The sequence below is a fragment of the Bacillus sp. FSL R9-9834 genome, assembly GCF_038006905.1.
In the GTDB taxonomy this organism is placed as follows: Bacteria; Bacillota; Bacilli; order Bacillales; family Bacillaceae_G; genus Bacillus_A; species Bacillus_A pacificus.
Genome location: NZ_JBBOWD010000001.1, coordinates 4,182,351 through 4,203,668 on the forward strand (window position 1 = coordinate 4,182,351; position 21,318 = coordinate 4,203,668).

Annotated in this window: 18 protein-coding genes and 2 other annotated features; of the genes, 3 read left to right on the forward strand and 15 right to left on the reverse strand. The window is 38.1% G+C overall.

Annotation, left to right across the window (positions count from 1 at the left end; translation table 11 throughout):
* Positions 1 to 25: 25 nt before the first annotated feature.
* Together alaS and MKY00_RS21855 are read right to left on the reverse strand one after the other, a co-directional pair.
* The gene (alaS, locus tag MKY00_RS21850; RefSeq protein WP_000811832.1) at positions 26 to 2,668 is read right to left on the reverse strand and encodes an alanine--tRNA ligase; all 2,643 of its coding nucleotides are present in this window, start codon (positions 2,666 to 2,668) and stop codon (positions 26 to 28) included.
* 40 nt (positions 2,669 to 2,708) lie between these two features.
* Positions 2,709 to 2,928: a binding site (T-box leader), on the reverse strand.
* 58 nt (positions 2,929 to 2,986) lie between these two features.
* On the reverse strand, positions 2,987 to 4,054 hold the full coding sequence (locus tag MKY00_RS21855; RefSeq protein ID WP_016718519.1) for an AI-2E family transporter: 1,068 nt from the start codon (positions 4,052 to 4,054) through the stop codon (positions 2,987 to 2,989).
* 175 nt (positions 4,055 to 4,229) lie between these two features.
* On the opposite strand from MKY00_RS21855, the gene MKY00_RS21860 reads away from it, so the two are divergent.
* A complete protein-coding gene (locus tag MKY00_RS21860; protein WP_000242550.1) occupies positions 4,230 to 4,442 on the forward strand; it encodes a hypothetical protein in 213 nt (70 codons plus the stop codon).
* Between the two features lie 36 nt (positions 4,443 to 4,478).
* On the opposite strand, the gene MKY00_RS21865 is transcribed toward MKY00_RS21860, so the two are convergent.
* From MKY00_RS21865 to cymR, 7 genes are all read right to left on the reverse strand, one after another.
* Positions 4,479 to 4,607, reverse strand: coding sequence for a YrzQ family protein (locus tag MKY00_RS21865; RefSeq protein ID WP_001053553.1), 129 nt, complete (start codon positions 4,605 to 4,607; stop codon positions 4,479 to 4,481).
* Positions 4,608 to 4,625: 18 nt separating this feature from the next.
* Positions 4,626 to 4,814 (reverse strand): hypothetical protein, encoded by a 189-nt coding sequence (locus MKY00_RS21870; RefSeq protein WP_000469281.1) that lies wholly within the window; start codon positions 4,812 to 4,814, stop codon positions 4,626 to 4,628.
* A 127-nt stretch (positions 4,815 to 4,941) separates the two neighbouring features.
* Positions 4,942 to 7,278, reverse strand: coding sequence for an SF1B family DNA helicase RecD2 (gene recD2, locus MKY00_RS21875; protein WP_016718520.1), 2,337 nt, complete (start codon positions 7,276 to 7,278; stop codon positions 4,942 to 4,944).
* A 95-nt stretch (positions 7,279 to 7,373) separates the two neighbouring features.
* Complete coding sequence (locus MKY00_RS21880; protein WP_016718521.1) at positions 7,374 to 8,033, reverse strand: tetratricopeptide repeat protein; 660 nt, start codon at positions 8,031 to 8,033, stop codon at positions 7,374 to 7,376.
* Between the two features lie 110 nt (positions 8,034 to 8,143).
* Positions 8,144 to 9,259: a tRNA 2-thiouridine(34) synthase MnmA gene (gene mnmA / locus MKY00_RS21885; RefSeq protein WP_001038008.1), complete on the reverse strand. Its 1,116-nt coding sequence runs from the start codon at positions 9,257 to 9,259 to the stop codon at positions 8,144 to 8,146.
* Positions 9,260 to 9,275: 16 nt separating this feature from the next.
* On the reverse strand, positions 9,276 to 10,421 hold the full coding sequence (locus MKY00_RS21890; RefSeq protein WP_000439905.1) for a cysteine desulfurase family protein: 1,146 nt from the start codon (positions 10,419 to 10,421) through the stop codon (positions 9,276 to 9,278).
* Positions 10,422 to 10,456: 35 nt separating this feature from the next.
* Positions 10,457 to 10,873 carry a cysteine metabolism transcriptional regulator CymR gene (cymR, locus tag MKY00_RS21895; RefSeq protein WP_000704116.1) on the reverse strand — a complete coding sequence of 139 codons (417 nt, stop codon included), beginning with the start codon at positions 10,871 to 10,873 and terminating at the stop codon, positions 10,457 to 10,459.
* A 292-nt stretch (positions 10,874 to 11,165) separates the two neighbouring features.
* Between cymR and MKY00_RS21900 the strand changes: the two genes are divergently transcribed.
* Positions 11,166 to 12,452, forward strand: coding sequence for a replication-associated recombination protein A (locus MKY00_RS21900; protein ID WP_016718524.1), 1,287 nt, complete (start codon positions 11,166 to 11,168; stop codon positions 12,450 to 12,452).
* Positions 12,453 to 12,489: 37 nt separating this feature from the next.
* Positions 12,490 to 13,131, forward strand: coding sequence for an RsfA family transcriptional regulator (locus MKY00_RS21905; RefSeq protein ID WP_000857700.1), 642 nt, complete (start codon positions 12,490 to 12,492; stop codon positions 13,129 to 13,131).
* A gap of 510 nt (positions 13,132 to 13,641) precedes the next feature.
* Here the strand turns inward: MKY00_RS21905 and MKY00_RS21910 are convergent.
* From MKY00_RS21910 to relA, 6 genes are all read right to left on the reverse strand, one after another.
* Positions 13,642 to 14,409, reverse strand: coding sequence for a tRNA threonylcarbamoyladenosine dehydratase (locus MKY00_RS21910; protein WP_000903177.1), 768 nt, complete (start codon positions 14,407 to 14,409; stop codon positions 13,642 to 13,644).
* 347 nt (positions 14,410 to 14,756) lie between these two features.
* Complete coding sequence (gene aspS, locus MKY00_RS21915) at positions 14,757 to 16,532, reverse strand: aspartate--tRNA ligase (protein WP_016718525.1); 1,776 nt, start codon at positions 16,530 to 16,532, stop codon at positions 14,757 to 14,759.
* 12 nt (positions 16,533 to 16,544) lie between these two features.
* On the reverse strand, positions 16,545 to 17,816 hold the full coding sequence (gene hisS / locus MKY00_RS21920; RefSeq protein ID WP_000027087.1) for a histidine--tRNA ligase: 1,272 nt from the start codon (positions 17,814 to 17,816) through the stop codon (positions 16,545 to 16,547).
* A gap of 69 nt (positions 17,817 to 17,885) precedes the next feature.
* Positions 17,886 to 18,116, reverse strand: a binding site (T-box leader).
* A gap of 54 nt (positions 18,117 to 18,170) precedes the next feature.
* Entirely contained in the window at positions 18,171 to 18,347 is a 177-nt protein-coding gene (locus tag MKY00_RS21925; RefSeq protein WP_001242605.1) for a hypothetical protein, read from the reverse strand.
* Positions 18,348 to 18,533: 186 nt separating this feature from the next.
* On the reverse strand, positions 18,534 to 18,974 hold the full coding sequence (locus tag MKY00_RS21930) for a D-tyrosyl-tRNA(Tyr) deacylase (RefSeq protein WP_001266956.1): 441 nt from the start codon (positions 18,972 to 18,974) through the stop codon (positions 18,534 to 18,536).
* A 17-nt stretch (positions 18,975 to 18,991) separates the two neighbouring features.
* Positions 18,992 to 21,175 carry a GTP diphosphokinase gene (gene relA / locus MKY00_RS21935; protein WP_001262814.1) on the reverse strand — a complete coding sequence of 728 codons (2,184 nt, stop codon included), beginning with the start codon at positions 21,173 to 21,175 and terminating at the stop codon, positions 18,992 to 18,994.
* Positions 21,176 to 21,318 lie beyond the last annotated feature (143 nt).

The following is a 21,318-nucleotide window of genomic DNA, read 5'->3' on the forward strand; positions in this document are numbered from 1 at the left end:
CCTACCATTGTACACTACTATCTCTTTATTTTGAAACAGATTTAACGTACTCTTGTACAAACGCTAAAGCTTCCTCAACTTGCGCTGGGTTTTTACCGCCCGCTTGTGCCATATCAGGACGGCCACCACCGCCACCGCCACAACGAGAAGCTACTTCTTTCACAAGTTTACCAGCATGGTATCCTTGGCTAATTAAATCTTTCGTTACGCCAGCTAAGATGTTTACTTTATCATCATTTACAGACGCTAATACGACAACTGCAGATTGTAATTTATTTTTTAGGTCATCCATCATCGTACGTAAGTTGTTCATGTCTGCAACATTTACTTTTGCCGCTAATACGTTCACGCCATCAACTGTCATTACTGAATCAGTTAAGTTTCCAGCTTCAATATTGCTTAATTTTGCTGCAAGAGATTCGTTTTCTTTTTGAAGTTGTTTTACTTCAGCAAATAAACCATCTACTCTTGTTAAAATGTCTTTTGGATTTGTTTTCATTTTTCCAGCTGCTTCTTTTAATAAACCTACTTGATCGTTCATTAATTCATAAGCAGACTTACCAGTTACTGCTTCAATACGACGAGTTCCTGCACCGATACCAGACTCAGCAACGATTTTGAAAATACCGATAGAAGCTGTGTTATCAACGTGACAACCACCGCAAAGCTCTAAGCTATAGTCGCCAACTTGTACGACGCGTACAACATCACCGTATTTTTCACCGAATAATGCCATTGCGCCCATTTCTTTCGCTTCTTCGATTGCTTTTTGAGAAATCTCAACATCAATACTTTCCCAAATTTTCTCGTTTACGATACGCTCAATTTTTTCTAATTCGTCAGCTTGTACTTGACCAAAGTGAGAGAAGTCAAAGCGTAAACGTTCAGAAGTTACAAGAGAACCCGCTTGGTTAACGTGCGTTCCAAGTACGTCTTTTAACGCTTGGTGTAGTAAGTGAGTTGCTGTATGGTTCTTCACAACACTACTACGGTTTTTCGTATCGATAATAGCTTTTACAGCCGCATCTTTCGTTAATGTACCTTCTTCAACTACAACTTTGTGCAAGTTTTGGCCGTTTGGTGCTTTTTGTACGTCTTTTACAAGAACTTTCACGCCGTCAGCAAGAAGGTAACCACGGTCTGCAATTTGTCCGCCGCTCTCAGCATAGAATGGTGTTACATCAAGCATTAATTGTCCTTCTTCACCTGCTTGCAAGCTGTCTGCGTATTCACCGTTTTTCACAAGTGCAACAACGTTACTTTCTGTTGCAACCGTACCGTAACCAACGAACTCGCTCGCTACTTTCACTTCTCCAAGGACACCGCCTTGAACTTGCATAGAATCAACGTCTTGACGAGCAGCACGTGCGCGCTCACGTTGTTTTTCCATTTCATTTTCAAAGCCTTCATGATCAACTGTCATACCAGCTTCTTCTGCATATTCTTCTGTTAATTCAATTGGGAAACCGTATGTGTCATATAGACGGAACGCATCTACTCCAGAAATAACAGTTGTTTTTTCTTCTTTCGCTTTTGCAATAACTTCAGCTAAAATTGCTTCACCATCATGAAGTGTTTCGTGGAAACGCTCTTCTTCATTTTTCACAACTTTTGCGATGAAATCTTTCTTTTCAAGTACTTCTGGATAGAAGTCTTTCATTACTTCTCCAACAACCGGTACTAATTCAAACATGAACGGACGGTTAATGTTTAATTTCTTAGAGTAACGAACAGCACGGCGTAATAAACGACGTAATACATAACCACGGCCTTCGTTAGATGGAAGAGCGCCGTCACCAACAGCGAATGTTACTGTACGGATATGGTCAGCGATTACTTTAAACGCCATATCTTTTTCTAAGTCACCATTACGATATTTCTCGCCAGAGATTGTTTCTGTTGCACCAATCATCGGCATGAATAAGTCCGTGTCAAAGTTTGTAGGTACATCTTGAACGATAGATGTCATACGCTCTAGACCCATCCCTGTATCGATGTTTTTCTTAGGAAGTGGTGTATATGAACCATCTGGATTATGGTTAAATTGAGAGAATACAAGGTTCCATACTTCTAAGTAACGCTCGTTTTCTCCGCCTGGATATAATTCTGGGTCACTAAAGTCATTACCGTAAGCTTCTCCACGGTCATAGAAAATCTCTGTATTCGGTCCACTTGGTCCTTCACCGATATCCCAGAAGTTTTCTTCTAAGCGGATGATACGCTCTTTTGGAACACCCATTTTCTCATTCCAAATTGTGAATGCTTCTTCATCTTCTGGATGGATTGTAACGGATAATAATTCTTTATCGAATCCGATCCATTTGTCGCTCGTTAAGAATTCCCAAGCCCAAGTAATTGCCTCTTCTTTGAAGTAATCGCCGATTGAGAAGTTCCCTAACATTTCAAAGAATGTATGGTGACGAGCTGTTTTCCCTACGTTTTCAATATCGTTTGTACGAATTGATTTTTGAGCATTTGTAATACGTGGATTTTGCGGGATTACACGTCCATCAAAATATTTTTTTAATGTTGCTACACCACTGTTAATCCATAAAAGAGATGGATCCTCATGTGGAACTAGTGATGCACTAGGTTCTACTGCATGTCCTTTTTCTTGGAAAAAGTCTAAAAACATTTGACGAATTTGTGCGCCTGTTAGTTGTTTCATTGTATTTTCCTCCTTAAATATAAAAAACTCCCGTCCCTATAAAAGGGACGAGAGTTAACTCGCGATACCACCCTAATTATGAATTGATTGCTATACGAATCAATTCATCACCTCATGGTGCCGTAACGTGGCAAGACGGCAGTGATTAGCTGCTCTCAGGATTAGCTTTCTGTTACCCTTCATTTAAAGCTTCTTTCAGCCATATGGAAGCTTCTCTCTATAAATGGACTGTAACGTACTTGTTCCGTCATTGATTTAATGTATTATATGACTAAATATAATAGAATTCTCTTAAGTTTGTCAATGTAGATAATCATTTTACACATCTTCTTTTTTCCAAAGAGGCCTTACATGAACGATTACTGTACGAATAACCGCTAAAATAGGAACTGATATTAATAACCCTACAATTCCTCCCACTTCTCCCCCAACTAGTAGTGCAAGCATAATAATGACAGGATGCATGCGAAGGGACTTACCAACGATATAAGGGGATAAAATGTTACTTTCTACGAATTGCAAAATAGCAATCGCAATCCCCGCTTTAATGAGTAAACTTGTTGATACCGTTGCCGCAATCATTAATGTCGGAATCGCCCCTAAAATAGGGCCAAAGTACGGTATTATATCCGTCACCCCAATAATAATACCGAGTAACAATGGATATTTCATACCGATAAACCAAAAGGAAAGAGCAGATACGCCCCCTAATACTAAACAAACAAATAACTGTCCTCGAATATAACTTCCAAGTGATTTATCAATTTCTTTCGCCAGCATTTGCCCCGTACTACGCCACTTACTCGGAACTAGTTTCCAAAAAATATGATAAAACTCGCCGTAATCTTTTAATATGTAAAATACAATGAACGGAATTAAGAAAATAATGAGTAACGAATCCAGTACACCGCGAGCTGTGCTCATCACTTTATTTAAAAGTGCTTGTATCTTCGTCTCTACTCCAACAAAAATTTGTTTCACCTTTTCATGAATAAATGACGGGAAGTTTGCTGTTTGTTCTGTAACACCATCCATCCAAGAATCATACATTTTTGTAAACTGCGGGAATTGTTCATTGATTTCTTGTAATTGCTTAATCACAACCGGCGTTCCTTTATAAATTCCATAACCAATTCCGCCAAAGAAAAGGATGTAAATGAGCAAAATAGCGAGTGTGCGCGGCATCCCTTCTTTATGAATTTTTTCAATTAAAGGATGCAATAAATACGCAATAAAACACGCGATAAGAAACGGTGTAATGGCCACTTTACATACAAAAATAATCGGTGCCCATAGCGGCTTAATTTTTAAAAAGACGAGCAAACAAAGAAAGACAAGTAACAATAATCCTAAACGGTATATCCAAATGATTTTAAGATTCTTCACACGAAAAACCTCCTCCACCTTTATTGTGAAAATAAATAGGGTAGGTTATGTGCAAAAGTTTTAAAATCTTTTTGTGCAGACCATACTGTTTTGTAAAGACGCACATATATATACATAACAAGGACAACCACCCCTGAGAACGCAGCGTGAAACAATTTAATCAGGAGGGCTCATAATGGTTTTATTTATGCTCGTATTATCAGCACTTTTTATGATTCTTGAATGGATTTGTATCGGGTTTGGTATTTGGAAAGGTTTCTTTATTCGTTCCTCACGAAAAGAAAGAGCGAAACATTTATTTCATTACGGAATGCTTGGCGTTGGATGTTACGGCCTATCTTATCTCTTCTCTGAAATTGGACTTTTATATTTGCATACAAATGCATAAAAAAACTCCCTTGTTGATGAAGGGAGTTTTTTACGCTTATAAATAAGATTTAATCATCTTACGTGCTTTTTTCATATTGCGTTTTGAAAAGACATCTTGTTTGCGAGCATATTGATATGCTGCCGCTCCAACACCTAATGCGATTAATGAATTGCGTAGATTCAAAGTAAATCCCCCTTTTCGTTATCCGATCGTTCTTTCATTCTCATCAAATAAATCATCAAGAGAACTTAACGAACCATCTTCTTCTACTTGATGCGTATGGATTTTCCCCTTTGAAACCGATAATTCGATATAACAATTCCAGCAATAAAATTGGTTGACACCTATTTTCCCAATGTCTTTTCCTTTGCAATTTGGACAAATAAACATATGGCGTTCATCTCCTTACAGTCTCCCGGATTCTATTCGCCATTATTTCCAAACTGCATTCATTTATACATTGCTGGAGCCTTTCAACGTTATACGTTTGAAAGTTTCACTATATAATTTCACCTTTTTACATGAAATCATACGGTGAAATGTTTTCCACGTCCATTTCTTCGCCATTCACTGTTACCATCTGTACTTCTCCTTGCGATTCCTGCAATCGACTCGCTAAAGTCGTTTGACGCATTGCATCATCAAGGCGATTTACACCAGACTGGAAAGCAGCTTCCTCTCCGCAAATAATAAGGAACTTCTTACTTCTTGTAATACCAGTATAAATTAAATTACGACGTAACATACGATTATAACTTTTTACTATCGGCATAATTACAATCGGAAACTCACTACCTTGTGATTTATGAATCGAACAGCAATAGGCATGTGTAATTTGATTTAAATCTGGTTTTGTATATGTTACCTCAATTCCATCAAATGAAACGATAATCATATCTTGTTGCTCAACGTTTTCTTTCGCATAAAACACCGAAACAATTTCTCCGATATCACCATTAAACACTTGACTCTCCGGCTGATTAACGAGTTGCAAAACTTTATCGCCTCTTCGATATACAACATCACCATAAGCAATTTCTTTACTCTTTTCCCTTTTCGGATTAAATACTTCTTGCAACGCTTCGTTTAGTACATTAATACCGGCCGGTCCACGATACATCGGGGCCAATACTTGTACATCTCTTGCGCTAAAACCTTTTGTCTTAGCATTTTCACAAACCTTCTTAACAACCTCAACAATTTGAGCTCCTGTGCAGCCGATAAATGAACGATCTTTTTGATTTTTCGCTAAATCTGGTGGGAGTGTTCCATTTTTTATCGCATGAGCAAGTTGAATTACTGATGAACCTTCCGCTTGACGATAAATTTCAGTAAGCTTTACAGTTGGAACTGCACCTGCATTCAATAAATCTTTCAATACTTGTCCAGGTCCTACAGATGGTAATTGATCTTCATCACCTACAACGATAACTTGAATGTTCGTCGGCAATGACTTAAACAGCTGATTTGCAAGCCAAATATCAACCATTGAAAATTCATCAATAATAAGCAATTTCCCTTGTACCGGATCCGTTTCATTACGCTGGAAAGACCCTTCTGGCGTCCAGCCAAGTAAACGGTGAATTGTACAAGCTGGAAGTCCTGTCGATTCACTCATTCGCTTCGCTGCCCTTCCTGTTGGAGCCGTTAATAATATCGGAAATGGATTATCATCACTGTATTCATTCGGATTTAACGATAGCCCGTGAAGTGACGCATACATTTCAACAATTCCTTTAATAACTGTTGTTTTTCCTGTTCCTGGTCCACCTGTCAATAACATCATCGGTTTATGAAGTGCCGTTTGAATTGCTTCTTGCTGAAGTGGTGCATACTGTACGCTCAGTTGTTCTTCAATTTCACCTAATGTTTTTAACACTTCTGCCTCTGGAAATGAAGGTGTTTCTTCTTGATTCATAAGCCTGCGAATGGACTTTACAACACCTTTTTCAGAGTAGAATAACGTTGCTAAATACACTCGCTCTTCTTCTATGATGACTTTCCCTTCACTTTGCATCGTTTCAATACAACCTACAATATCTTCCTCAGTCACTCTTCCTTCTTGATTGTTTAAAAGTGACATCGTTTCTCTTACAAGTTGGTCTTTCCTCATATAAACGTGACCAAGTTGTAATGAGACATTCTCTAACGTGTAAAAACATCCTGCGCGTACACGGTCGTCGTGATTACCCGATATCCCTAACGCACGCCCTATATCATCCGCTCTTCCAAAACCAATCCCGTCCACTTCTTCGATAAGTTGGTACGGGTTATTACGAATCACTTCTAATGTCATCTCTTTATATTGCTGGTAAATCTTAATAGAAAGTTTCGTTCCAAAACCGTAGCCATTTAAAAAGCTCATTACTTTCTCTAATCCTTGATGTTCAACAATTGTCTCATATATCTCCTGAGCCTTTTGTTTATTAACAACACCATTTAATGCCTCAGGGTCATCCATAATTTTAGAAATAGCATGTTCTCCGAGATGATCTACAATTTTTTCAGCTGTACGCTTTCCTATCCCTTTAAATAAATCACTCGCTAAATATTGCACCATACCTGCTTTTGTTTGCGGCAATTCTTTCTTAAACGTTTCAACTAAATATTGTTTCCCATACTTCGGATGGTCTTTAAAATGCCCTGTCAACGTAAACACTTCATCTTCATGCATGCGGGGAAAATGACCGTTTATCATCACTTTTTTTTCGTCGTACGTTTCATTCGTTTCAATGACTTTCATACTGACAACGGAATAGAGGTTTTCTTCGTTGTGGAAAATGGTATGAAGAACTTGCGCTTTTATAAACTTTTTCTCTTCCTCAAACAAATCCATTGCATGTTGATTTCCCATCTTTCCTCTCCTTTCCGGTTTCGCTTCACTTTAATGAGCAGTACATCCCCCACCTATTTAGATGAGGGATAACTACCCATTAAACTACATTTTTCTTATTCAGCTTCTTGCTCTAATAAACGAACACCATTACCCGCTAAAAAGTGATCTGGCTGAATTTCAGTTGCTTTCTTAAATAAAGCGAGAGCCTTCTCATTTTTTTCCTCAAATACGTAGGCAACACCTAAATTATAATACGCATCTGCATGCTCTTCATCCATTTCTAATACCTTTTCAAAATAAGGTTTCGCCTCTTGAATATGTTCTAGTCGCGCAAAGCAAAGTCCGCACTGGAACAAAGCTTCTACATCGTTTTCATCTAATTCTGTTGCTCTTTGTAAAAACGGCAGTGCAAGACGATCATTTCCAAGTTGCACATGTGTAATACCTAACATAAACGTTACATCAGCTGATTGTAATCCAGCTTGCATCGCTTGTTCAAATACAGCTTTAGCCTCTGCAAATTGCTCTTGACCGTAATATACGTTTCCTAATCCATAATAAGCAGCCGCAGATTTATCATCTAACTCTAATGCACGTTTATAAAATAAAATTGCTTTCTCACTATCACCTAGTACATCTAATAAGTTTGCAAAGTTAATATATCCAAGCGCATCTTTCGGATTTTCTTCGATTGCTTCTGTGAAATTTTTAGCAGCTTCTTCCCAGTTTCCTTCTTGCATATATTGAATACCTGTTTCAAGTTTGTTTGACATGTCCTTCACCTCTACAACAAATTATAACAAAGAATGTATTTTCCAAGCGAACGAAAATTCGCCTTATGTAAAAGAAACCTCTAACCGCGAATCGGTAGAGGCTTCTCGTTTTATCCTAAATAATCCAATTTCTTACCGCTACGGTACACTTCATCAATTGTAGCACCGCCTAAACACTCATCTCCATCATAGAAAACAACTGCTTGTCCTGGTGTAATTGCACGAATTGGCTCGTCACAAAGAATACGAACTGTATTTTCATCAACGATTTGAACCGTTACTTTATTATCTTCTTGACGATAACGGAATTTCGCTGTGCACTTAAATTCTTTCTCTTTCGCTTTATTACTTACCCAGCCAACATTTGTAGCAATAACTTCGTCGCCATATAGAAGTTCGTTATGGAATCCTTGATCAACATATAAAATGTTTTCTTTCAAGTTTTTCCCAACAGCAAACCACGGATCACCGTTACCACCAATACCAAGGCCATGACGTTGTCCAATTGTGTAGTACATTAAACCGTCATGCTTTCCTTTCACTTCGCCAGATAATGTTTGCATCACACCTGGTTGTGCTGGTAAATAGTTACTTAAGAAATCTTTAAAGTTACGCTCACCAATGAAGCAAATACCAGTACTATCTTTCTTCGCCGCTGTCGCTAAACCAGCTTCTTTCGCCATTTCACGAATTTGTGGTTTCTTCAGTTCACCAAGCGGGAACATTGTTTTTGATAATTGCTCTTGGCTTAATTGATTTAAGAAATACGTTTGGTCTTTATTGTCATCAACGCCGCGAAGCATTTTATATTCGCCGTCCATATAAGCAACGCGTGCATAATGACCTGTTGCTACATAATCAGCCCCGAGCGCAATGGCATGCTCTAAAAATGCTTTAAATTTAATTTCTTTATTACACATTACATCTGGGTTTGGTGTACGACCAGCTCGGTATTCATCTAAGAAGTACGTAAATACTTTATCCCAGTATTGTTTTTCAAAGTTTACTGCATAATACGGAATACCAATTTGGTTACACACTTCAATTACATCATTGTAATCTTCTGTTGCTGTGCAGACACCATTCTCATCTGTATCATCCCAGTTTTTCATAAAAATTCCGATTACATCATAACCTTGCTCTTTTAATAAAAGAGCCGCTACAGATGAATCGACGCCACCGGACATCCCGATGACAACGCGTGTTTCGTGAGGTAGTTTGTTCATCATGTCACCTCCCATGCTAATTTTGTGTTAATCGCTTCACGATTTTCACTGTTTCGTACGCCGCTTTCTCAACTTGCTCTTTCGTATTTCCAAGTCCGAAACTAAAACGTACGGATGAACGTATTTGATCGGAGTCTTTTCCGAACATCGCCACTAATACATGTGATGGATCAATCGAACCAGCTGTACAAGCCGAACCACTTGATACTGCAATGCCAGCTAAGTCTAAGTTCACAAGAAACGGTTCAATGTTCATTCCTGTAAAACTAATATTAAGCACATGTGGTAATCGATATTCTAAGTTTCCGTTTACCTCGAAAGTAATGTCTTCATTTTTGAAGACAGATACCATTATATCTTTAAACTCTTCATATTGGGCATTTTTTTGCTCACGAGTTTTTTCAGCTAGCAAAATTGCATGTTGCAACCCAACGATGCTCGGCACATTTTCAGTACCAGCACGGCGTTTTCTTTCTTGCTCCCCACCTATTAATAACGGTTCAAATTTCACGTCTGCACTAGCGTATAGGAACCCGACACCTTTTGGCCCGTTAATTTTATGAGCCGAAATTGATAATAAATCAATACCAAACTCTTTCACATCAATTTCTACTAAACCGTAAGCTTGTACCGCATCTGTATGGAAATAAGCTTGATGCTCTTTTAGCAGCTTACCTATTTCCGCAATTGGTTGCATCGTCCCAACTTCATTATTCCCAAACATAATAGATACAAGAATTGTCTCTTCTGTTAATGCCTTTTGTATGTCAGAAACTTGAACACGTCCTGTTTCATCAACAGGTAAATATGTCACTTCAAACCCTTCACGCTCTAACAATTCACACGTATGCAAAATTGCATGATGTTCAATTTGCGTCGTTATAATATGGTTACCTTTATGACGGTTCGCACGCGCTACACCGATAAGTGCTAAATTATCAGCTTCCGTACCACCGCTCGTAAATATAATTTCATTCGGATTCGCATGAATGCTACGTGCACATGCGCGTCTCGCCTCATCTACTGCATGGCGCGTTTGACGTCCATAAAAGTGAATACTAGACGGATTTCCGAATGTTTCTGTCATATATGGAATCATCTTTTCGACCACTTCCGGGTGAGTCGGAGATGTCGCAGCATGATCTAAATAAATGCGTTCCATTAAATCTCCTTCTTTCCAAATCGTTTCACAAGGAATTAAATGTAAAACATATAGCCCCCGTGATTTTCTTCCTCATAACGTACTAAATCTTCTAACGTTGTACTATCTAACACTTCTTGCACCGCATCACGAACACGCATCCATAATTGGCGTTGTGCTGGTTCTTCTTCTTCTATCATTTCTACAACACTAATCGGACCCTCTAATACACGGATTACATCCCCAGCTGTAATGTTAGCTGGCTGATCTGATAATACATACCCGCCATATGCTCCGCGTGTACTCTTTACTAGACGCGCGTTACGAAGTGGTGAAATTAATTGCTCTAAGTAATGTTCCGATAAATCATGTGCCTGCGCAATTGATTTTAAGGAAATTGGACCTTCACCAAACTTTTTTGCAAGATCGATCATAATTGTTAAGCCGTAACGGCCTTTCGTTGAAATCTTCATCTATTTTGCACCTCTTTTCAAATTTTCACTTCTATTGGTTATATCTTATTTATAAAAGAACACAATTTAAAATCCTATGAAATTATAGCATAATATAGTATTATAAGAAATTTCAACTTGTGTATCAAAATGATAACATAAAATCACATTGAAAAACTCGGAAATTATTACAATTGAAAGAAAAATGAAAATATTAATATTCATTTTTCCCACAAAACAGCATCCTATTTCAAATTCCACTAAAAAAAATGATACGATAGAAAGAGATTATATATTAAGGGAGACGGTAAAAATGAAACAACCACTCGCACATCGAATGCGCCCTACAAATATTCAAGAAATTATCGGACAACAACATTTAGTTGGTGAAGGAAAAATTTTATGGCGAATGGTCCAAGCAAATCATTTTCAATCTATGATTTTATATGGTCCTCCAGGCACTGGAAAAACATCCATCGCGAGCGCAATTGCAGGAAGTACCGGAACCCCTTTTCGCCTATTAAACGCTGTTACTCACAATAAAAAAGATATGGAAGTTGTCGTACAAGAGGCAAAGATGCATCGACACCTCGTTTTAATTTTAGATGAAGTACACCGTCTAGATAAAGCAAAACAGGATTTTCTATTACCTCATTTAGAAAGTGGACTCCTTACCTTAATTGGTGCGACGACGAGTAATCCGTTCCATGCTATTAATTCTGCTATTCGAAGTCGGTGTCAAATCTTCGAATTACACGCATTAACAGAAGATGATCTTTTAATTGGCTTAAAACGAGCACTTGAAGATAAAGAAAAAGGTCTTGGGGAATATGATGTAACTGTTACACCTGAAGCATTACATCACTTCGCAAATGCATCAGGTGGAGATATGCGTTCCGCTTATAATGCACTGGAGCTAGCTGTTTTATCTAGCTTTACAACTGATGACAAAGCTGCGGAAATTACGCTGGAAATCGCCGAAGAATGCTTACAAAAAAAGAGCTTCGTTCACGATAAAGGCGGAGATGCTCATTATGACGTATTATCAGCATTTCAAAAATCAGTGCGCGGAAGTGATGTAAACGCAGCACTTCACTATTTAGCACGTCTTATTGAAGCTGGTGATCTGCAAAGCATCGGTAGACGTCTTCTTATTATGGCATATGAAGATATTGGACTTGCTAGCCCGCAAGCTGGACCGCGTACGCTAGCAGCTATAGAATCAGCTGAACGCGTTGGATTCCCAGAGGCGCGCATACCACTTGCAAATGCCGTTATTGAGCTTTGCCTATCACCAAAATCAAACTCAGCTTATAAAGCACTTGACGCTGCCTTACACGATTTACGGAACGGGCAAACAGGTGACATCCCAAGTCATTTAAAAGATAGTAATTACAAAGGCGCAGAGGCACTTGGAAGAGGCATTGGCTACTTATATCCACACGACCATCCAAATGGTTGGGTACAGCAGCAATACTTACCTGATAAAATAAAAAACAAACAATATTATAAACCGAAAATGACAGGGAAATTTGAACAAGCACTTTCTACTGTATATGAAAGATTACAAAGTTCGAATAAAACGAAAAATAAAGGGTAACATAAGCGAAAACGTCACCATTATGGAGGCTTCGCTTATGAAAACACGTCAAGATGCATGGACAAAAGAAGACGATCTCCTTTTAGCAGAAACTGTTTTACGACATATTCGCAGCGGCAGTACACAAATAAAAGCATTCGATGAAGTCGGCGATGCTTTAAACCGCACTTCCGCAGCTTGCGGTTTTAGATGGAACGCTGAAGTAAGACCGAATTATGAAGATGCGGTACAGCTTGCGAAAAAACAACGTAAAGAATTAAAGCGCTCTGAAGCTAAAATAGAAAAAGATCAGTTCACAAAAACGAAACAACTCGTAATCGATGCTGAGTTTTCAGAAGATATTGTACCAAGTAAACAAGAACTTACAATGCAAAATGTCATCTCGTTTTTGCAAAACTTGGAGCACAATAATCCTTCACTCGCAAAGTTACAAACTGAAAATGAAGTATTACAAACTCAGCTCACTTCCTTGCAAAAAACGAATGATGAGCTCGAAACTAAATTAGCTGTACTCACAAAAAAACAACAAGCAATCGAAGAAGATTATGCGATGCTCGTTAGAATTATGGACCGCGCTCGAAAACTCGTTTCAGTTGAAGAACAAGAAGAGCAGATCGCTCCCATTTTCAAGACAGATCAAAACGGAAATTTAGATATTATTTATTCTGCAGAGAATTAAAAAAGATGTCACCTAGCCCTATTTTCCGGCTAAGTGACATCCTTTTTTTGTTTCTTCGATGGATAGCGTATTGGTAAATGAAATTATATCGGCGATTTTTCGAATATATCCGTAACTTACAATATATCAACGATTTTTTAATTATATCGACTATTCGACAAGGAATATCGATTTACCGACAAATATTTACAAAATAAATAGACCTGCTATACAAAGAACTCCCTGAATCAACTGGATATTTTTTACTTAAATGTTACTATAAACATATACGATTGAAAGGAGCTGATTGCCATTTCATTAGTAGCCTTCAAAATAACACTCAGTATTCTCGTTCTAACGTTAGGCCTTTTTACGATTCATAGTTTAAAAAAGACCTCAGGTTATAAATCAGACAAATATGATTATTACTTACTGGCCTTGCTTACATTTGAACTAGTAGCAATGCAAATACCCCTATTTTTTTAGCACATATAAAAAAGCATATATCCGAAATGGATATATGCTTTTCTTTTATTCTTGCCCTACACGTTTCACTTCTACGTTTTTAATGCGTTCACGTACAACGTGACTTGCCATAATTAAGCCTGCCACAGATGGTACGAATGCGTTTGATGAAGGTGGTAATTTCGCTTTACGAATTTTTGCATTTTCGTCTGGTACGATTTCTTTACGTACTTCTTCACGAATTACGATTGGGTTTTCGTCAGAGAAGACAACTTTTACACCTTTTTTAATACCCTCTTTACGAAGCTTCGTACGAATGACTTTCGCAATTGGATCTGTATGTGTTTTAGAGATGTCCGCAATACGGAAACGAGTTGGGTCCATTTTATTTGCTGCACCCATACTTGAGATAATTTTAATTTTACGACGTAAACATTGTTTAATTAAATGAATTTTGAACGTAATCGTATCAGATGCATCCACTACAAAGTCTAAACCGTGTTTAAAGAACTCTTCATATGTTTCATCTGTATAAAACATTTCTAGTCCAATTACTTCACACTCTGGGTTAATGTCTGCAATACGCTCTTTCATTAATTCTACTTTTGAACGTCCTACAGTAGATACTAAAGCGTGAATTTGACGGTTTACGTTTGTAATATCTACAACATCTTTATCTACTAATACGAGACGCCCAACTCCAGAACGTGCTAACGCTTCAGCTGCAAAAGAACCTACGCCGCCAATTCCTAAAATACCGACTGTACTATTTTTTAATATTTCAAGTCCTTCTTTACCGAAGGCTAATTCATTACGTGAAAATTGATGTAACATTCAGCTCTACACTCCTATTACAAAAATGGTCTACCATGTATTCTAGCGTTTTTCCGACTATTTGTATAGAAAAAGTTATAGAATTCCTAAAAATACATATTTCGAAAATAAAAACATAGTGTAAACCGGGATTTTGTTTCTTCCTAAATGCACGTTTAAAAAGAAGGATTCAGAGAGCCGAACAGATCGAGGCGCTGAAGCCAGGAGGAGCGCAGTGTAGCGTTACTACTCGAGCACCGGGCTAGCATACGTAACGACGAGATGCGACAGCCATCTGAACCGGACTTTTTAAACAACCTCTCAAAAAAAGTCTAGACGGCTATAGTATAACCATCTAGACTTTTTTCTTACTTCTCTTCTTTCACGTTCAACTTTAAGTTCAGTTCTTCAAGCTGTGCTTCTGCAACTGGGCTTGGAGCTTCTGTTAATAAGCAGCTTGCGCTTGCTGTTTTTGGGAATGCAATTGTATCACGAAGGTTTGTACGACCTGCAAGTAACATAACAAGACGGTCTAAACCTAATGCAATACCACCGTGTGGTGGAGTACCGTATTCGAATGCTTCTAATAAGAATCCGAATTGCTCTTGCGCTTCTTCTTGTGAGAATCCAAGTGCTTTGAACATTTTTTCTTGTACGTCACGCTCGTAAATACGAAGTGATCCACCACCAAGCTCGTAACCGTTTAATACAAGGTCATATGCTTGTGCACGTGCTTTTTCTGGTGCTGTTTCTAATAGCTCAACATCTTCACGGAATGGCATTGTGAATGGGTGGTGAGCTGCGAAGTAACGATCTGCATCTTCATCATACTCAAGAAGCGGCCAATCCGTTACCCATAGGAAGTTATATTTACTTTCGTCAATTAACTCAAGCTCTTTACCTAGACGTAAACGAAGTGCACCTAAGCTATCTGCAACAACGCTCTTCTTATCTGCTACGAATAGTAATAAATCACCAGCAGTAGCTTCTAATGTAGTCATTAACACGTTTGCATCTTCTTCACCGAAGAATTTCGCGATCGGTCCTTTTAAGCCGTCTTCTTCCACTTTAAGCCAAGCTAAACCTTTTGCACCGTATACTTTTACAAATTCAGTTAATGCATCGATGTCTTTACGAGAGTACTTGCTCGCAGCACCTTTTGCATTAATTGCTTTTACTTGTCCGCCGCTTTCTACAGCACTTGTAAACACTTTAAATCCACAACCTGCTGCAAACTCAGATAAGTCTGTTAGTTCCATTTCAAAGCGTGTATCTGGCTTATCAGAACCGTAACGAGCCATTGCATCAGCGTAAGTCATACGAGGGAATGGTGCACTAATCTCTACACCTTTCGCATCCTTCATAACTTTCGTCATCATGCGCTCCATCATATCTAAAATTTCTTCTTGTGTTAAGAATGAAGCTTCAATATCGATTTGCGTAAATTCTGGCTGACGGTCCGCACGTAAATCTTCGTCACGGAAACAGCGTGCTACTTGATAGTAACGCTCAAATCCGCCGACCATAAGAAGCTGTTTAAATAGCTGTGGAGACTGTGGTAACGCATAGAATTCACCGTCATGTACACGGCTTGGTACTAAATAGTCACGAGCCCCTTCTGGCGTGCTCTTCGTTAAAATTGGTGTTTCTACTTCTAAGAACTCTTCTGTATCTAAGAAATTACGAATTGTTTTTGTTACGTCATGACGCATTTTGAATGTATTGAACATTACAGGACGACGTAAGTCTAAATAACGATATTTTAAACGCACATCTTCTGATGCATCTGTATCATCAGCAATAATGATTGGCGTTGTTTTCGCTGCGTTTAATACGTTTACCTTTGTTGCTTGTACTTCAATACGACCAGTTGCCATATTGTCATTAATTGCGCCTTCACCACGCTCAACAACTGTACCTTCTACGTGTAATACGTATTCGCTACGAATTGTTTCTGCTACTTCTAGCGCTTCTTTTGATGTTTCTGGGTTAAATACAACTTGTACAATACCTGTACGGTCACGTAAGTCGATAAAGATTAACCCACCTAAATCACGGCGTTTTTGTACCCAACCTTTTAATTGAACTGTCTGTCCAACTGCTTCTACTGTTACTTTTCCACATGCATGTGTTCTTTCAGCCACTGTAAGTTCCCCCTATATTAATTTCTCTGCTACGTATGAAGCAAATACATCTAACGCTACTTCTTCTTGCTCGCCTGTTGCCATATCTTTTAAGTTAATGATGCCTTTATCTAGCTCATCTTCCCCTAATACAGCTACAAATTTCGCTTTTAGACGATCTGCTGATTTAAATTGTGCCTTCATTTTGCGGTCTAAATAATCTTTTTCAACTGATAATCCAGCTTTACGAAGATCAAACGCAACTTTTGCAGCATGGTCTTTCGCTTTTTCACCAAGCGCCACAACGTAACAATCAATACTATGTTCGATTGGCAATTCAATGTTTTCAGCTTTTAGTGCCATAATTAAACGTTCAATACTCATCGCAAAACCGATACCTGGCATTTCTGGTCCACCGATTTCTTGTACAAGTCCGTTGTAACGTCCACCACCGCTTAATGTAGTAATAGCACCGAAACCTTCTGCTTCACTCATAATTTCAAAAACAGTGTGCTGGTAGTAGTCTAAACCACGTACTAAGTTCGGATCTTTTTCAAATGGAACATCCATCATCGTTAATAGTTCTTGAACTTTTTCGTAGTATACTGCTGAATCTTCATTTAAGTATTCTGTAATAGATGGTGCTGTTCCCATTAATTCATGGTTACGGTCCTTCTTACAATCTAAAATTCGAAGAGGGTTCTTTTCTAAACGAGATTGACAGTCAGAACAGAATTCGCCGATACGTGGCTCAAAGTGTGCGATTAATGCATCACGGTGTGCTTGACGGCTTGCTGCGTCACCTAAACTGTTTAATACAACTTTAATATTTTTCAAGCCCATGCCGCGGTAAAACTCTACAGCAAGTGCAATGACTTCTGCATCAATTGCAGGGTCGTTACTACCGATTGCTTCAATACCAAATTGTACGAATTGACGATAGCGACCTGCTTGCGGTCTTTCGTAACGGAACATTTGACCGATATAATATAATTTCGTTGGTTGTGTTGCGTCACCGAACATTTTATTTTCAACGTAAGAACGTACAACAGGTGCAGTACCTTCTGGACGCAATGTTAAACTACGCTCTCCACGATCTTGGAATGAGTACATTTCTTTTTGTACGATATCTGTCGTATCACCAACACCACGTAAAAATAGCTCAGTGTGTTCAAAAATTGGTGTACGAATTTCTTTATAATTGTAACGACGGCAAATTTCGCGTGCTTGCCCTTCGATATACTGCCATAACTCAACAGTGCCTGGAAGAATATCTTGCGTTCCGCGTGGGATTTGAATAGACATATTCAGTTCCTCCTCAAATTGTTTTAATCTTAATAAAAATAAAAAAACTCCCGCCTCTACTGTTTGAACAGTAGGGACGAGAGTATTATACCCGTGGTGCCACCCTAATTGAAGCACGTATGCTTCCACTTTTTTAATAACGCTTAAATGTGCGTTCATCCCTACTAAGCGTATATGCCGTTCAAGTTGAAACCTCTAGAGTGTCATTCAATTAGTCATCATGTAGAAATGTTTTCAGCCTAAGACATTTCTTCTCTTTCCATGTGTGTCTCATTTACTCTTCTCTATCAACGGTTATATTCATATGTAAATATAAAATTACTATACGTTTGTTGAGTAGGATTGTCAAGTACTCTAAGAGCGTTCAATCTGCTTCTTTAGGCGCTTTACATCTTGAAGAGAAATGCCAAACTCAGAAGCAAGCTCCATCGAAGTATTGTTTTGCTCTTTTGAAATAAAATCATGAAAATTTACGTTAAACAGTTGATTTGCACCATTTGTAACAGAATGCCCTTTTTCATTCATACGCATACGTATATCCCTCACATTCAATATGGATGTTTTACTTTTTATTGTTCCATATTGATTAGAGAGTTATACATAACTGAAACAGCTATTAATTCTAAAAATAAGAATCCAAATAGCGGGATAAATGAACAAAACATACAACAATGTATAAAAAGAGAGGATGATATCACCCTCTCTTCTTCAGCAACACTATTTACTTTCCACAATTAAGGTCACCGGACCATCATTGATTAAAGAAACATCCATCATTGCTCCGAACTTCCCTGTTTCTACATGCAATCCTTGCTTACGTACTTCTTCATTAAAGAAATCATATAAACGCTCTGCATAGTCAGGTTTAGCTGCATCCATAAAGTTTGGACGTCTTCCCTTGCGGCAATCTCCGTATAATGTGAATTGCGAAATGGATAGAACTTGTCCTTCTACATCAAGTACAGAATGGTTCATCTTTCCGCTCTCATCTTCAAAAATACGTAAGTTCGCAATTTTTTCTGCAATGTAAGTTGCATCTTTTTCTGTATCTTCATGCGTAATGCCAACTAGTAATGTTAAACCGAACGGAATTTGTCCTACGATCTCACCGTCTACTGTGACAGACGCTTCCTTTGATCGTTGTAAAACAACTCTCATCTTTTCTACACTCCCTATTAATGCATCATGCGTCGTACTGCATAAATTTCTGGAACACGTTTAATGCGTTCTACTACTTTTTTCAAGTGCTGTAAGTTACGAATAGAGATTGACATATTAATTGTTGCCATCTTATTACGGTCACTTCTACCAGAAACTGCCGAAATGTACGTTTTCGTCTCTGTAACAGCTTGTAATACTTCGTTTAATAAACCACGACGATCGTAACCTGAAATTTCAATATCAACGTTATACTCAATTTCTTTTTCAGGGCTACCTTCCCACTCTACTTCTAATAAACGTTCTATAGCTTCTTCTGTATGAACATTTACACAGTCACGACGGTGAATCGATACGCCTCGGCCTTTCGTAATATATCCAACGATATCATCGCCAGGAACTGGGTTACAGCATTTTGATAAACGAATTAATAAATTATCTGCACCACTTACTTTAACGCCAGAGTCCCATTTTCGAATTTTCATCGGTTTACGAACTTCTTTAACTTCAACAATCTCTTCTTCTTCACGTTGCTTACGGAACTTGTCCGTTAGTCGCGTAACAATTTGCGATGCAGTGATGCCATTATATCCAACTGCCGCAAACATATCTTCTTCATTTGCAAAGTTGAATTTTTCAGCAACTCGTTTTAAATTGTCAGGAGCTAACACTTCTTTCATCTCATACTCTAGGCTACGCACTTCTTTCTCAACAAGTTCACGGCCTTTTTCAATATTTTCATCTCTACGTTGTTTCTTAAAGAACTGACGTATTTTGTTTTTTGCATGAGATGTTTGAGCAAGTTTCACCCAATCTTGACTTGGTCCATACGAATGCTTCGATGTTAAAATCTCAATGATGTCACCTGTTTTTAATTTATAATCAAGCGTCACCATTTTCCCGTTTACTTTTGCACCAATTGTTTTATTTCCAATTTCTGAATGCACACGATATGCAAAGTCAATTGGAACAGATCCAAGTGGTAATTCCATTACATCGCCTTTCGGTGTAAAGACGAATACCATGTCAGAGAATAAATCAATTTTTAATGACTCCATAAACTCTTCTGCATTAGAAGCTTCATTTTGCCATTCTAATATTTGACGGAACCATGTAAGTTTCTTCTCTAATGTACCTGCTGTTTCTGCTGTTTTTCCTTCTTTATACGCCCAGTGTGCCGCGATCCCGAATTCTGCGATCTCATGCATTTCTTTCGTACGAATTTGTACTTCAAGCGGATCACCTTTCGGCCCAATTACAGTCGTATGAAGAGATTGATATAGGTTTGCTTTCGGCATTGCAATATAATCTTTAAAACGACCTGGCATCGGCTTCCAGCACGTATGAATAATTCCAAGTACTGCATAGCAATCTTTAATACTATTTACAACGACACGTACAGCTAATAAATCGTAAATTTCATTGAACTGTTTATTTTGCAGTGCCATTTTACGATAAATGCTGTAAATATGTTTTGGTCTTCCAGAAATTTCAGGTTGAATTGCAACTTCATCTAATTTCTCACGAATACCAGTCATTACTTCCTCTAAATACTCTTCACGTTCTGCACGTTTACGCTTCATTAAATTTACAATACGATAATATTGCTGTGGATTTAAGTAGCGAAGTGACGTATCCTCTAGCTCCCATTTAATAGTACTAATTCCGAGTCTATGTGCTAAAGGTGCAAAGATTTCTAACGTTTCATTCGCAATGCGACGCTGCTTCTCTTGAGGCAAATGTTTCAATGTACGCATGTTATGAAGACGATCAGCTAGTTTAATTAAAATAACTCGAATATCTTGAGCCATTGCAATAAACATTTTGCGATGGTTTTCTGCTTGTTGTTGCTCATGAGATTTATATTTAATCTTTCCAAGCTTTGTCACACCATCGACAAGCATAGCAATTTCTTTATTAAATTCCCGTTCAATATCTTCTAATGTAATCTCTGTATCTTCTACTACATCATGTAAGAAACCTGCTGATACTGTAGCTGGATCCATGTGTAAATCAACTAAAATACCTGCAACTTGAATTGGATGAATAATGTATGGTTCACCCGATTTTCTGTATTGTTCGCTATGCGCATCGCGTGCATATTCATAGGCACGTGCTACTAGCTCAATATCTTCATCCACTAAATATTGACTTGCTTTCTCGAGTACCTGTTCAGCTGTTAGTACCTGCTCATTTGCCATCGAATCACCTTTTATTGAAAATTGACTTTATCTTTATTGAATAGAATAAATTATATTCTATCATTATAACCCAATGATTGTGAATTGTGAAAAGGAAAAGATTTTACTGACATTTCACTATAATTTTTTGTTCAATTATACAA

Excerpts from the sequence above, each read along its gene's own strand:
- MKY00_RS21860 (WP_000242550.1), top strand. The coding sequence starts at position 4,230 with ATGGTTTTATTTATGCTCGTATTATCAGCACTTTTTATGATTCTTGAA.
- relA (WP_001262814.1), bottom strand. The coding sequence starts at position 21,175 with ATGGCAAATGAGCAGGTACTAACAGCTGAACAGGTACTCGAGAAAGCA.
- MKY00_RS21910 (WP_000903177.1), bottom strand. The coding sequence starts at position 14,409 with ATGTTACATCAATTTTCACGTAATGAATTAGCCTTCGGTAAAGAAGGA.
- recD2 (WP_016718520.1), bottom strand. The coding sequence starts at position 7,278 with ATGGGAAATCAACATGCAATGGATTTGTTTGAGGAAGAGAAAAAGTTT.
- hisS (WP_000027087.1), bottom strand. The coding sequence starts at position 17,816 with ATGTCTATTCAAATCCCACGCGGAACGCAAGATATTCTTCCAGGCACT.
- MKY00_RS21890 (WP_000439905.1), bottom strand. The coding sequence starts at position 10,421 with ATGGAACGCATTTATTTAGATCATGCTGCGACATCTCCGACTCACCCG.
- MKY00_RS21880 (WP_016718521.1), bottom strand. The coding sequence starts at position 8,033 with ATGTCAAACAAACTTGAAACAGGTATTCAATATATGCAAGAAGGAAAC.
- MKY00_RS21900 (WP_016718524.1), top strand. The coding sequence starts at position 11,166 with ATGAAACAACCACTCGCACATCGAATGCGCCCTACAAATATTCAAGAA.
- MKY00_RS21925 (WP_001242605.1), bottom strand. The coding sequence starts at position 18,347 with ATGCGTATGAATGAAAAAGGGCATTCTGTTACAAATGGTGCAAATCAA.
- cymR (WP_000704116.1), bottom strand. The coding sequence starts at position 10,873 with ATGAAGATTTCAACGAAAGGCCGTTACGGCTTAACAATTATGATCGAT.
- MKY00_RS21870 (WP_000469281.1), bottom strand. The coding sequence starts at position 4,814 with ATGTTTATTTGTCCAAATTGCAAAGGAAAAGACATTGGGAAAATAGGT.
- alaS (WP_000811832.1), bottom strand. The coding sequence starts at position 2,668 with ATGAAACAACTAACAGGCGCACAAATTCGTCAAATGTTTTTAGACTTT.
- MKY00_RS21905 (WP_000857700.1), top strand. The coding sequence starts at position 12,490 with ATGAAAACACGTCAAGATGCATGGACAAAAGAAGACGATCTCCTTTTA.
- mnmA (WP_001038008.1), bottom strand. The coding sequence starts at position 9,259 with ATGAACAAACTACCTCACGAAACACGCGTTGTCATCGGGATGTCCGGT.
- MKY00_RS21930 (WP_001266956.1), bottom strand. The coding sequence starts at position 18,974 with ATGAGAGTTGTTTTACAACGATCAAAGGAAGCGTCTGTCACAGTAGAC.